A 13136-nucleotide genomic window follows, 5' to 3' on the forward strand; every position below is an offset into this window, starting at 1 on the left:
CCCGGTCGCCCCACTCCCTACCTATATCACTATCGATAGTGATACGGTTCAGCCATGGCGATGTCGATGGAGCGGTGGGCGGAGGTGGCGCTGCACCCGGTGCGGCTCCGCGTCCTTCGTGCCGTGGCGGGCACCCGGGTGACCACTCACGACCTGGCCGAGCTGCTGCCCGACGTCCCGCACGCCACGCTCTACCGGCACCTGGCGACGCTCGTGAAGGCCGGGATGCTCGACGTGGTGCAGGAGCGCAAGGTGCGCGGCGCCGTCGAGCGGGTGTACGCGCTGCCCGCGCACGGCGCGGCGCTGGACCCGGCGGCCCTGGCCACGGCCACGCCGGAGGACCACGCGCGCTACTTCACCGCGTTCGTGTCGAGCCTGCTCTCCGAGTTCTCCCGCTACCTCGCCCGCGACCGCGTCGACTTCGTCGCCGACGGGGTCGGATACCAGCAGCTCGTACTGCACCTGACCGACGCCGAGCTGCACGAGTTCGCGGCCGGGCTCAACGCGCTGGTCGGCCCGTTGCTCGCCAGAGGGCCCGGCGACGGCCGGATCCCCCGGCTGCTGGCGACCGTCCTGATGCCCGCCGATCGCCCGGCGACCCCCGGCGACACGCACACGTCAGCGCACGACTCCGACACGACGAAGGGCGACGACTGATGGCCTCCGTAATGCTCAACGGCGATGTGATCGACATCCGGTTCACCGGATGGGAGCGGATGTGGGTCGGGCGGGAGCGGTTCGCGCTGCGCCTGGCCGCCGTGCGGCACGCCGCCCCGGTGGACGAGCCGATCCGGCTGGCCCGGGGCGCCCGGCGCGGGTACGCCGTGTCCGGCTTCGCCAAGATCGGCGTCTGGGGTCTGTTCGGCGGCCCCCGGCAGCTCGTGGCGGCCCGGCGCGGTCAGCCCGGCCTGCACCTGGTGCTGGATCGCGCGGCGGCCGGCGGCGAGTTCGACGAGGTGGTGGTCTCCGACCCGGCCGCGCCGGGCCTCGCCGAGACGATCGGGCGCGCGACGCGGGGCCGGCCATGACCGGCGACCACCTGGCGATCGAGGCGTCGGGCCTGACCAAACGCTACGGCGACGTCACCGCCGTACGCGACCTGACCTTCACCGTGCGACCCGGCGCGGTCACCGGCTTCCTCGGCCCGAACGGCGCCGGCAAGACCACCACGATGCGCATGCTGACCGGGCTGGTGACGCCGACCAGCGGCACCGCCACGATCGGCGGGCAGCCCTACGGCCGGCTGGCCCAGCCGGCACGGACCGTCGGCGCGGTGTTCGACGGCAACGCGTTCCACCCCGGCCACACCGCCCGTGACCACCTGGGCGTCTACGCCGCGATGGCCGGCTGCCCGGACAGCCGGGTCGCGGAACTGCTGGATCTGCTCGGCCTCGCGCAGGCCGCCGACCGTCGTACCCGGGGGTTCTCCACCGGCATGCGGCAACGGCTCAGCCTCGCCACGGCGCTGCTCGGCGACCCGCGCGTCCTGCTGCTCGACGAACCGTCGAACGGCCTGGACCCGGAAGGCATGTCGTGGCTGCGCGGGCTGCTGCGCGGCCTCGCCGACGAGGGCCGCACCGTACTGGTCTCCAGCCATGTCCTGCACGAGGTCCAGCAGGTGGTGGACGACGTGGTGGTGATCCGGCGCGGCGAACTCGTCGCCGCCGGGCCGTGGTCGCGGCTCACCGGCCCGCCGACGGTGCTCGTCACCTCGCCGGACGCGACAGCCCTGGCCGCCGCGCTGGCGGCCGCCGCCGGGTCCGTCGAGGCCGCCGGGCCCGGCCGCCTGCGGGTACGCGGACTGGACGCGCCGCGCGTCGCCGACCTGGCCGCCGACCACCGGCTGCGGGTCCACGAACTGGTCACCGAGACCACAAGCCTCGAACAGCTCTTCCTCGACCTGACCACCGAAAAGGCGGAGGCCCGATGAACCTGCTCAGAGCGGAACTACGCCGGGTCCTGGCCACCCGGATGTGGGGTGCGCTGCTGCTCGCGGCCGTCGCGCTCGGCGGCGGCCTGGTCGGGCTCATGGCGCTCGTCGGGCCGGAGAACTTCGACCCGCCGATGCCCGGCCTGCACACCGAGGAGGGCCTGCGGTCCATCCTCGGCATCCTCGGCTTCACCGCCTTCGTGCCCGCCGCCGCCGGCGCCCTCGCGGCCACCTCCGAGCATCGGCACGGCACCGCCGCCGTCACGTTCATGTTCGCGCCGCGCCGAGGGCGGGTGCTGGCCGCCAAACTCGCCACCCACGCGATCGTCGGCCTCGCCTACGGCCTCGTGCTCGCCGTCGCCGCCGCGGCGGCCCTGTTCACAGTCGCCGCCGCGCGTGGCGTGTCGCTGGGCCTGCCCGCCCCCACGGTGCTGGCGTTGCTCGCCCGCATCGGCGTCGCGATGGCGGTGTACCTGCTCGTCGGCACCGGCGTGGGCGCGCTGCTCCGCAACCAGGTCGCGGCCGTGTGCGTCGTGGTCGGTTACCTGTACCTGGCCGAGCCCGTACTGATGATGATCCCCGGCGTCAACGCGCTCTACCCGCTCCTGCCCGGCGGCGCCACCGCCGCGCTCACCGACTTCACGTACGTCGCCGACGCGATGTCCGCGCAGCTCGGCAGCGACGCCGTCGCGCTCCTGCCGCCGGCGGCCGGCGCGCTGCTGCTGACCGGGTACGCGCTCGCCGCAGCCGCGATCGCCGTGGTCGTCCCGATGCGCCGCGACATCACCTGAGCGTCGCGAGCCGGACGATCTCCTCAGCGGTCAGCGGGCTGCGGGGATGGTGGGTCAGGCACATGGGAGCTTGCATCTTGACGAACCGGGCCCCCTCGACCGCGGCGTAGAACTGGCCGGTACGCAGCTTGCCGATGTCCGGGACGTCGGTGCCCTTCGCCCTGGCCACATCCCGGGCCGCCTCGATCTGCACCGGCACGGTGAGCAGGCCGAAGAACTGCGTGGCGGCGTTGCCGGGGATCTGGTTGTGCAACGCCTTCGGCGCCTGGGTGGCGAAGACCAGCCCCAGCCCGTACTTGCGGGCCTGCGAGGTCAGCGCGAGCGTGCTCTGGGTGCAGGCGGTCACGGCGCCGGACGGAGCCAGCGTCTGCGCCTCGTCCATGACGAAGAGTCCACCGAGTGGACGGTCCCCGGCCGGATGACGCTTGATCCAGGTGAACAGGGCGAGCTGCAACTGGTTGACGAAGCTCTGCCGCTGATTGTCCTCGGGCAACCCGGCGAGGTTGATCACCGAGACCCGGGCGCGGCGACCGGGGGGCGGGGTGAGCAGCTCGCCCGGGTCGACAGGCGTTCCGACGCCGCCCAGGAGCGGATCGTTGATCAGGGCGGCCTTGAGCAGCTGGGCCATGCCGGCGGCCAGCTTGGGCGCGCTGTCGAGCTGACTCACCCCGTCCGGTAAATCGTTGAGGACGTCGGTGAACTCACGCAGGTCACTCGCGCCGCTGCGGGCGTAGCCGATCAGCGCCTCGCGCAGCACGGCCCGGCCGAGCCGGGCCTTGTCGGTGCCGCCGTCCACCCGGGCGTGCGGGGCGAGCGTGGCGACGGCGGCGTTGACGGCCGAGGTGAACCCGTCCGGGTCGTCGAGCACGTCGGCGAAGGCCGGCAACGGCTGGAAGCTCAACGGCCGACCGGCCTGCCGTCCCGGCGTCCAGACGACCACGTCGGTGCCGGCCAGATATTCCGCCGCGCGGCGGGCGTCGTCCGCGCCCCAGCCCGGCGGTGCGGCGGGCCAGGTCTCGCCGAGCCGGGCCAGGTCATTGTTGGGGTCGAGCACGATGGCCGACACGCCGCGCAGGGCGCACTCCTCGACCAGGCGGCGGATCAGTACGGTCTTGCCGGAACCGGAGCCGGCGAAGATGACTGTGTGCCGGCGCAGCGCTTCCAGGTCGAGGCCGACCGGTTCGGGCCGCCCGGTGACAGTGCCGATCTCCATCCGCTCCGGGTCGATGCCCGCCACCGGTGGCAGGGGAGCGACCACCGGCGGCGCCGGGTCGAGCCCGGCGGAGCGCGGCGTCGGGACGGGACCGGCAGAGCGCGGTGCAGCGGTGACCGGCGGTGGCGTCCCGACCGGGGGTCGGTCCGGCGCCTCCTCTGGCCGCTCCTCGGTCCGGACGGCTTCCGGCGCACCCGGCCAGTCGCCCAGCGCCTCCCGCAGGCAGGTGATGTCGGAGGCCGGCCGGCGATCGGCGAACCAGGGCCGCAGCGTCTCCCGCCCGTAGTCCTGGATGAGTTGTTCGAGCGCGGCCAGCCGGGCGACGTCCGGCGCGTCCAGGGGAAGCCGCCGACCGCCGGCCCGCTCGAACGCGTCAAGCACCTCACGGGTACGGGCACCGGCCGACCACTCCGCGCTGCGCAGCAGGAAGAGCCGTCGTTTGGCGACCCCCTCGGTGAGTCCGGCGGTCGTGATCGCGTTGCGGATCCGGTTGAGCACGGCGATGTGGTGCGGCGCGGAGATCGCCCGGAACGACCAGTGCTCCTCGTCCTCGCTGTCCTCGCTCAGGCTGTGCCGTAGCCGGGCGTGCAGCGCCGGCTTGGTTCCGGCGGGGATCGGGTCGAGGCTGAACGCGTCGACTGCCGCGCCCTGCGCGGCGATCCACGCGGTCAGGCCGGCTTCGAGCAGGCGCGGGACGCGGGCGTCCTCCGTCTGCGGGGACAGGGCGGTGTCGGCGGCGGCGACCAGCTCCGCGTACCGGGCGTCGAGCTTGCCGAATCCGTTCGTCCGGCTCTCCGGTGGCGGCCCGGTGACCGTGGCGGGCGCGATATCCCCGGCGACGCGCTCGCCGGTCGCGTGCAGCAGGTGCCGCAGTTCCCGCGCCTCGCCGTCGGCCAGGCAGGCCCGGACGTGCGTGTCGATCCGCCGTAGCAGCTCACGAGGGGTGAAGCCGACAACCTCCTGGAACGCGTCCGGGTGGACCGGCCAGGTGGGGTGCGGCGGGGTGAACCCGAGGCCCTCGAAAAGCACCGCGAACCGCTTCTCGACCAGCTCGCGGCCCACCTCGACGGAGGGGATCTCCTTGAGCGGGGCGGCCTCCCGGAACCGGTCCTGGACGGTGTCCGTCGCCTGCTGCTGGATGCTGCGCCACGTCTGCGGCAGGCACGAGACGACGGACAGCGTCCGGCGAGTGGTCTCGCGTAGCGCCATCAGACCGCTGGCGACCTGTTCGAGCAGGAGCGAGGTCTGCCAGTCCGCCTCGCCCCGGGCGTCCTGGTTCGTGGCCTTCACGGACTGGGCGATCATCAGGTCGATCTGGTCCACCGCGATCACGGTCGGACCGACGACGGCGAGCAGCCGGGAGATGTCCCGGACCACCTCCTGGGGCGCACGACGATTGCGCCGCAGCCCCCACCCGGCCCGTTGGCCGGGCTCCTCCTCGTCCATCGAGGAGAGGAAGTCGTAGCCGATGTCCTGCACGGCTGACTGCTCGGCCGCGTAGAGCACCAGGGCGCGCGCGGTGTCCTGGCACTCCGTGCCGATCTGCCGGTCCTTCTTGCGGATCAGGTCGACGAAGGCGTCGAGCGTCGGACGGCTGAGTTCGGTCTCACCGGCGACCGCGCGCCGTACCGTCCGGGGCGCACCCACCGCGTCGGCCAGCCGGCGCAGGAACGCCCGTAGCTGGGTCGTCTCGTCCGGCATCGGACGGACCAGGCCCTCCAGCATCGAGATCGCGGTGCGTTGCCAGAACGTCCGGGCTTCGAGCAGTTCGACCAGGAAGAAGAAGCCGCCGCGTCCCTGCACCTGCTGGCGGACCGTGCCGATGAGGTGGGTCTTGCCGGTGCCGCGCTGGCCGAGGATGGCCACGCCCACCGGACTGGAGTCGGTGCTGGCCTGAGCCTCCGCGAAGCTGTCCAGCACCGTCGTGACGACGTCGTGGTGCAGACCCTCCACGTGGAACGGTGTGGGTTTCCAGACGTCGTCCGGGGTCGGAGCCCAGTTGAACCTCAGCGCCGCCAGGGCACGGCGTTGCTCGTCACCGATCATGACGAGATGGCGACCAGATGCTTGTCCTGGTTGCCGATGGTCACCGCCGCCGCCCGCTCCTGCGGCTTCAGCACCTTCTGGTTGGACTCGGGCACCAGGTGCACGCCGCGCTCCCGGTTGAGCGTCACGAGCGCGGCGTCGAACTCGGGGCGGGGCAGGTCGGAGAGGGCGTCGCGAAGATCGGCCAGCATGACGTAGTCGCCGGGCTTGGCGGCCAGCTCGTGGTACGCCTGCCGGATCAGCGTGACCGCGTCCGCGGCCGGGGACGCCGACGACGCCACCGGCGGCGGCGCGACGACCTCGTCCCGGTTGATCTGCATCCGGAACAGGTCGTCGGCGCGGGTCCCGGAATGGTCGATCAGCCGGCGCAGGAAGTCGAGCGCGACGTAGAGCGTTCCGCCCGCGGTACCGGCGCCCTTCGGCGGTTCCGCGCCCAACTCCTCGGTGGCGCGGTCCCATCCCTTGTCGGTGAGCGCCAGCGTGATCGGCTTCTCGGTGACCTCGATCAGGCCGAGTGATTCAAGTCGACGGCGGTGATCGGCTTTCAGGCCGATACCGGCGACATTGGTGAAGTAGGTCTGCGGCAAAGGCGCCGCCTTCACCATCAGCGTGACAAGAATGCACCGGTCGACGAGGGTCAGTTCCTTTTCCGGCATGCGGATGCTCCTCTGCGGCACGAGCTCCCACCGCGTCGACGGTGTGATCGAAGGCTCGGAAGGGGTGGCCATGATCGAGGTGGGCAACGGGGACGGCCCCGGCGCACGGGCCGATTCTGCCGACGGCGCCGGACTCGCGCAAGGTCACCGATCTCGCTGACGAAAGCCGACAGGGCCGCGTAGTGGATCTCCAACGGTCCTGCGTGGACGCCTCGATTGAAACGCCTGTTCGGCGGCTTCGGCGCGGTCGGTCGACCCGACCATTGCGAAATGACAAGGACAGCGGGCAGCATGGCAGACCGGCGCGAGGGCCGGAGTTCTGCTCCGCCGCGAACCCTCCCGCCTGTTCTCCAGAAATACGTCACGGAGGTGACCGTGCAGTCTGAGGTGGTCCGCTACCAGGTCGACGACGAAACGGTTGCCTTGATCGAAGTCGAGCCGACACCCGGTTTCCAGCCCGCAGGCTTCGGCGACGTCGCCGGCTGGGTACGCGAATCCGCGGCACCGGCGGTCGCCGCCGCCCGGGAATTGCTGGAACAGGTCAAGACCGTCTCTCCCGACGCGGTGGAGGTGCGCTTCGGGATCAAGGCCACCGGCACGGCGAGCTGGGTGGTGGCGAAGGCGACCGGAGAGGCGAACTTCGAGGTCACCCTCGCCTGGCAGCCGGACGGCCCCACCGATCGCGGTGCCGGTCCACGGCGCTGACGGACGGCTCGGCCCGTGACAACGGCCCCGGACGAGAGCGCGTGGGCGGTTGCCCTGCACCGTGAGGCGGACCCGCACACGGCACTCGGCACCGGCATCGTCATCGCCGCCAACCTGGTGCTCACCTGCCACCACGTGGCGTTCGCCGCCGACGGCACCCTCCGCCCCGATCTCACTGTCGCCTTTCCGCGCGCGCCCAAGGTCGCCTACTTCGACCGGCGCAAGGTCCGGCGGTGCCGGCACGACGGCATGCCGGCGGCGCACGTCGACGTGGTGGTGCTCGAACTCGTCGAGCCGGTGCCGGCGACCGTCACCCCGGCGCGGCTGCGCTGCCTCGCCCCCAAGCCGCTGCTCGACCGCCCCTTCTGGGCGTACGGCTTCCCGGCCGGGGTGGTCGGCGGCCTGCAGGCGACCGGTTCCGTCGTCGAAGACGGCGGGTACGGCCGCGTCACCATCGACAGCGGCGCTGCCGGGCCGCTCAGCAAGGGGTTCAGCGGCGGCGCGTTGTGGTCCCCGGAGTACCAGGCGGTGGTCGGCGTCGTCGTCACGGCCGACGGCAAGGGCAAGGGGCAGGCGGTGACGCTGCACCACGTCGACGAGCAGGTGCCGGCGATGACGTTGGGCGCGTTGTCGGCCTGGCGGGTCGAGGACGCCGACGATGCCGCGCTATCGGCCTGGGGGTGGACGTTGAGCACCGACGGTGAGGCCGGCCGGCACTGGCTGCCCCGGGCGCGGGGCGTCGCCGTGGACACCGAGGGCGGCGCGCGGTTCCGGGGTCGCACGGCCGCGCTCCGGCGGATCGTCGACTTCATCGACGGGAAGGCGCCCGCCACCCGGCCGCTGATCGTCACGGGTTCGCCAGGCGTCGGCAAGTCCGCCGTCCTGGGCCGCGTGGTGACCACGGCCGACCAGCAGATCCGGGACAGCCTGCCGGGCGGCGACACCGCCGTACGGGCCACTGTCGGCTCGGTGTCCTGCGCCGTGCACGCCAAGGGCAAGACCGCGCTGGAGGTGGCGCTCGAGATCGCCCGGGCGGCCGCCGTCGACCTGCCCGGTGCGCCGGCCGATCTGATGCCGGCCGTGCGGGACCGGCTGGCGCGGCGTCCGGCTCGCTTCGCGCTCGTCATCGATGCGCTGGACGAGACGGCCGACCCCGGTCAGGCCCGGCAGGTCATCGACGACGTCCTGCTGCCGCTGGCCCGGGAGTGCGGCCGGTACGGCGTGCGGGTGGTTGTCGGCACCCGGCGCGGCGACGACCGGGGTGACCTGATCGCCTGCTTCGGTGATCCGGTCGAGCTGGTGGATCTGGACACACCGGAATACTTCGCCGGGGCCGATCTGGTGAACTACGCCCTGGCGACCCTGCGACTGCTCGGCGCGGAACGACCGGGCAACCCGTACAGCGACTCGGCGGCGGCTGTCCCGCTGGCGCGCCGGATCGCCGAGCTGGCGAAGGGAAACTTCCTGGTGGCCGGTCTCGTCGCACGGGCACACGCGCTGCGCGACATCGAGCCCGTCGACCCGGCTTCGGTGTCGTTCAGCGCGACAGTGGCCCATGCGCTCGACTCCTATCTGGCCGGGCTGCCGGCTGCCGGCTCGGCCTCCGCCCGGCTCGCCCTCACCGCCCTGGCGTACGCCGAGACGCCGGGTCTGCCGCTGTCGCTCTGGCGGATCGCGGTGACCGCGCTCGGCGGCACGGTCACCGAGGACGAACTCCTCGCGTTCGCCCGTACGTCGGCGGCGAACTTCCTGGTCGAGACCGGTGGCGGCAGCCGGCCCGCGTACCGCCTGTTCCACCAGGCCCTCAACGACGCGTTGTTGGACGGCGCGTCACGCCGGGACGACCAGCGACGGCTGGTCGCCGCCTGGGCGGACCTGGCGGCCGAGGTGGGATGGGCCTCGGTGCCCGACTACCTACGGCGCTCCCTGCCCCAGCACGCCTCCCGCGCCGGGCTCGTGGAGCGGCTCCTCGCCGACGAGGGCTACCTCCTGCACGCGCACCTGGAGCGGTTGCTCTCGGTCGTCGACATGGAGAGACCGCTGGAGCCGCTGTCCCGATCACGGGTGCGGCTGCTGCACCGGACGCCGCTCGCGGTCGCGGCGGCACCGGCCGAGCGCGCCGCCCTCTTCTCGGTCGTCGACCGGCTCGACGGACTGGGCAGCGGGATCGAGGCCGACGGCGCGCCGTACCGTGCGCGCTGGGCGCACACCCCGCCCCGGCAGGAGCGCAGCGTGCTGGACGGGCACTCGCAGGCCGTCTACGACGTGGCGGCCGTCGAGCTGGACGATCGGTGGTTGCTCGCCTCCGCCGGTGACGACGGCACGGTCCGGCTCTGGGACCCGATGACCAACCAGGCCGTGGGAGTCTTCCCGTGTCACAACGACACGATCCGCGGGCTGTGCGCTGTCCGTACCGGCGGCGGCGAGACGCTGATCGCCACCGCCAGCCACGACGGGACCGTCGGCCTGTGGGATCCCCGGACCGGCCAGCGTCGGCACGAACTGAGCGGGCACGACGACTGGGTCCGCAACATCTGCGTCATTCCACTGCCGGACGGCGACCTGCTCGCCTCGGCCGGCGACGACCGGACGGTCCGGATCTGGGATCCGGTGACCGGGACGCAGCGCTACGCGTTGACCGGACACTCGGGCTGGGTGACGGCCGTGACGTACGTCCCGTCGGACGGCCGGCACCTGCTCGCCTCCACCGGCTTCGACGGCGTGGTCCGGGTCTGGGAGCCGACGGCCGACACGCGCCCGACGCTGACCCTCACCGGACACGTCGGCTGGGTGACCACGCTCTACGCCGTTCGAGCGCCGGGTGGCACGTTGCTCGCCTCGGCCGGCTACGACGGCACGGTCCGGCTCTGGGACCCGCAGAGCGGCGAATGCGTCCACGTCCTTGCCACCGGTGGACCGGTCACGGATCTGTGCACGGTCGAGGTCGACGAGGGCTGTCTGCTCGTGTCGACGGGTGAGGACGGGCTCATCCGGGTCTGGGACGTGCCGACGTGGACGAGCCGGCCGAGCCTGCGGGGGCACGCGAGCTGGATCCGTGCGGTCTGCGAGCTGCGTACGGCGAAGGACCGGATGCTGGCGACGGCGGGTGACGACGGCACCGTGCGGCTGTGGGACCCGGCCGGCGGCCGACCCGACACCGTCGCCGAGCGGGACCGGCTCGGGCCCGTGCACAGCCTCTGCGCGGTCCCTGACGAGCGACCGGGCCTGGTCGCCTCCGGCGGTGCCGACGGCCGGGTGCGGATCTGGGACGCCGCCACGGGCGAGCGGCTGCGGGAGATCCCGACACCCGGCGGGCCGGTGAACGCGATGTGCGCGGTCGCCGACGTCGAGGAGCCGCTGCTCGTCACCGCCCAGGACGACAACACGGTCGGAACCTGGAGTGTGCGGCACAGCGCCTTGGTGGGGGAGATGACCGAGCACCACGCTCCGGTGGCCGCGGTCTGCCCGATCGTCATCGGCGGTGAGACGCTCGTCGCGTCGGCCGGCGACGACCAGGCCATCCGGCTCTGGCACCCGCAGACCGGCACCGTGCGGGCGGTCCTGCTCGGGCACGTCACCCGTGCCTGGGTGACGGCCCTCGCGACGGTTCGGTGGCCCGAGGTGGAGGCGCTCGCCTCGGCCGACAAGAGCGGCACGGTGATGCTGTGGGGCGGTGGTGACACGCCGGTCTGGACCCGGCAGGGACATCAGGACGCGGTCACCGCGCTCTGCGGCCTGGTCGTGGCGGGTCGCCGGATGCTGGCGTCGGCCAGCGCCGACCACACGATCCGTCTGTGGGACGCCGAGTGGGGTGAGCCCGTGGACGTGTTCACCGGCCACACGGCTGCCGTAACCGGGCTGAGCCTGGTGCGGGTCGGCGGGCGGGATCTGCTCGCCTCGACCAGCCGGGACCGGACGGTGCGGATCTGGGACCCGTCCACCGGACGGGCGCTGCACACCATCCCCGTCTATCACCCGGCGCTGACGTGCTGCACTGTCGACGGAACGTTGCTCGTCGGTCTGGATCAGGGCCTGCTGGCGTTGGACGTCGACGGCCGGAGCGACCTGCCACCCGAGGCCGCGGACCGTGCGGTCGCTCGGGTGGCGGTGCGCTGCTGATCAGGGGCGCAGCACGTAGCGTCCGCGTACCCCGCCCTCGGCCGCCGCCCGGTGGGCGTCCGCCACCCGGTCCAGCGGCACCACCGCGTGCACCCGAGCCGGCAGCTCACCGGCGGCGGTGCGGGCGAGCAGGTCGGCCAGACGTGTCCCGTCGGCGTGCACCTCGACCGCGCGCACCGTGACACCGCGTTCGGCGGCCGGGTGGGCGTTCGGCCGGACCCCGACGAACACGCCGCCGTCACCTACCAGCGCGAGCCCTCGGTCCTGGAGCGCCGCGGCGTCGGCGACCGCGTCCCAGCCCGGCTCGGCGGCGGTGGTGAAGTCGGCGCCGAGCCCGCGCACGAACTTCTCGTCCCCGGCCCGCGCCAGGCCGGTCACCCGCCATCCCCGGTCCCGGGCGAGCGGCACGACGTAGCCGCCGACCGCGCCGGCGGCGCCGGTGACCAGCAGCCGGCCGCCGGCGGGCGGGTCGCCGAGCAGGTCGACGATCTGCGCCGCGGTCAGGCCGTTGAGCGGCACTGTCGCCGCCGCCACCAGGTCCAGATCATCGGGTACGACGGCCAGGTCGGCGGCGGGCACGACAAGCTGCTCGGCGTACGTGCCGAAGTCGCGGTCGAACCCGCCCACCAGGCCGGCGACAGGGGTGCCGACGGCGAGGTCGACGCCCGGCCCGGCGGCGGCGACGACACCGGCGAAGTCCCAGCCCAGGCCGGTGTGGTGCGGCTGGTGGATGAGCCCCAGCGAGTGGAAGAAGCCGCTGACGACGCCGAGGTCGGCCGGGTTGACCGGCGCCGCCGCGACGTCCACCCGGACCTCGCCGGGTCCCGGCTCGCGCTGCGGGACGTCGATGATCTCGATGGCGTCGGGTCCGCCCGGGGTGCGGACGACTGCGGTGCGGAAGGTACGCGTACCCATGGTTCTGTCTCCTTGGTCGTGAGGGATGCCCTGCTCCACGATGGAGGGGTAACTTTCCATCGGGAAGTACGCACTTCGGAGTGCGTTGGGTACCCCCGGGTAGGAGGCGCGGACGATGCCGACGCAGACGGCGGCGGAGAAGCGGGCGCAGGCGCGGGAGGAGTACGACGCGTTCCTCGCCGGCTGCCCGAGCCGGCAACTCCTGGACCGGATCTCCGACAAGTGGGTGGCGCTGATCCTGGCCGCGCTCGGCCGCGACGGGCCCGACCGCAACGCGGAACCCCGGGTCATGCGCTACTCCGAGCTGTCGCGGCGGTTGGCCGGGGTCAGCCAGAAGATGCTCACCCAGACGTTGCGCTCACTGGAACGCGACGGCCTTGTCATCCGCACCGTGACGCCGAGCGTGCCGGTGACTGTCACCTACGAGCTGACCGACCTCGGTCAGTCGCTGCACCAGCTGATGTACGGCATGAAGCTGTGGGCCGAGGCGCACATGGACGAGGTGCACGCCAACCGCGAGCGGTACGACGCCGCCGGTCACTGACCGGATCCCCGAAACTTTCGGTCGTGCTCGCGCTTCTCGGCGCCCTTCGCTCGCACGGTCATCCATGGACTCCCGCGCTGATCAGCCGGTTGAGTCCATGTTCGCGTCGACATCGACATTGACCGATCGTGCCGTCGCGGATATCTTCCCAGGGAAGTTACCGGTACATCTTCGAAAAGTTTCAGGGCAGTGACGCGGGGGGTGGGCGCACCGCCTA

Annotated in this window: 10 protein-coding genes; 7 read left to right on the plus strand and 3 right to left on the minus strand. The window is 72.8% G+C overall.

Annotation, left to right across the window (positions count from 1 at the left end):
• Positions 1–54: 54 nt before the first annotated feature.
• The 4 genes from PVK74_RS22410 to PVK74_RS22425 are packed head-to-tail and all read left to right on the plus strand — an operon-like array spanning position 55 to position 2721.
• Positions 55–657 carry a helix-turn-helix domain-containing protein gene (locus tag PVK74_RS22410; protein WP_167435554.1) on the plus strand — a complete coding sequence of 201 codons (603 nt, stop codon included), beginning with the start codon at positions 55–57 and terminating at the stop codon, positions 655–657.
• Positions 657–1028, plus strand: coding sequence for a hypothetical protein (locus tag PVK74_RS22415; protein ID WP_064448368.1), 372 nt, complete (start codon positions 657–659; stop codon positions 1026–1028). Before PVK74_RS22410 ends, PVK74_RS22415 begins: the two co-directional genes overlap by 1 nt.
• Positions 1025–1930, plus strand: a complete 906-nt coding sequence (locus tag PVK74_RS22420) for an ABC transporter ATP-binding protein (protein WP_274477144.1) — start codon at positions 1025–1027, stop codon at positions 1928–1930. Before PVK74_RS22415 ends, PVK74_RS22420 begins: the two co-directional genes overlap by 4 nt.
• Positions 1927–2721 (plus strand): ABC transporter permease, encoded by a 795-nt coding sequence (locus PVK74_RS22425; RefSeq protein WP_069088160.1) that lies wholly within the window; start codon positions 1927–1929, stop codon positions 2719–2721. Before PVK74_RS22420 ends, PVK74_RS22425 begins: the two co-directional genes overlap by 4 nt.
• Here the strand turns inward: PVK74_RS22425 and PVK74_RS22430 are convergent.
• Both PVK74_RS22430 and PVK74_RS22435 read right to left on the minus strand, forming a co-directional pair.
• Positions 2714–5980, minus strand: a complete 3267-nt coding sequence (locus PVK74_RS22430; protein WP_113972239.1) for a helicase HerA domain-containing protein — start codon at positions 5978–5980, stop codon at positions 2714–2716. The genes PVK74_RS22425 and PVK74_RS22430 overlap by 8 nt on opposite strands.
• Positions 5977–6636, minus strand: coding sequence for a hypothetical protein (locus PVK74_RS22435; RefSeq protein ID WP_043327481.1), 660 nt, complete (start codon positions 6634–6636; stop codon positions 5977–5979). Before PVK74_RS22435 ends, PVK74_RS22430 begins: the two co-directional genes overlap by 4 nt.
• A gap of 375 nt (positions 6637–7011) precedes the next feature.
• On the opposite strand from PVK74_RS22435, the gene PVK74_RS22440 reads away from it, so the two are divergent.
• The gene (locus PVK74_RS22440; protein ID WP_013283485.1) at positions 7012–7341 is read left to right on the plus strand and encodes a CU044_2847 family protein; all 330 of its coding nucleotides are present in this window, start codon (positions 7012–7014) and stop codon (positions 7339–7341) included.
• A gap of 15 nt (positions 7342–7356) precedes the next feature.
• The gene (locus PVK74_RS22445; RefSeq protein ID WP_104113494.1) at positions 7357–11460 is read left to right on the plus strand and encodes an NACHT and WD repeat domain-containing protein; all 4104 of its coding nucleotides are present in this window, start codon (positions 7357–7359) and stop codon (positions 11458–11460) included.
• Here PVK74_RS22445 and PVK74_RS22450 read toward each other — a convergent pair whose 3' ends face one another.
• Positions 11461–12375, minus strand: coding sequence for an NADP-dependent oxidoreductase (locus tag PVK74_RS22450; protein WP_209959618.1), 915 nt, complete (start codon positions 12373–12375; stop codon positions 11461–11463).
• 115 nt (positions 12376–12490) lie between these two features.
• Here PVK74_RS22450 and PVK74_RS22455 point away from each other — a divergent pair, with 115 nt between their 5' ends.
• Positions 12491–12919, plus strand: a complete 429-nt coding sequence (locus PVK74_RS22455) for a winged helix-turn-helix transcriptional regulator (protein WP_274477146.1) — start codon at positions 12491–12493, stop codon at positions 12917–12919.
• Positions 12920–13136: the final 217 nt, after the last annotated feature.

The organism is Micromonospora chalcea, from assembly GCF_028768405.1.
Classification (GTDB): Bacteria; Actinomycetota; Actinomycetes; order Mycobacteriales; family Micromonosporaceae; genus Micromonospora; species Micromonospora chalcea.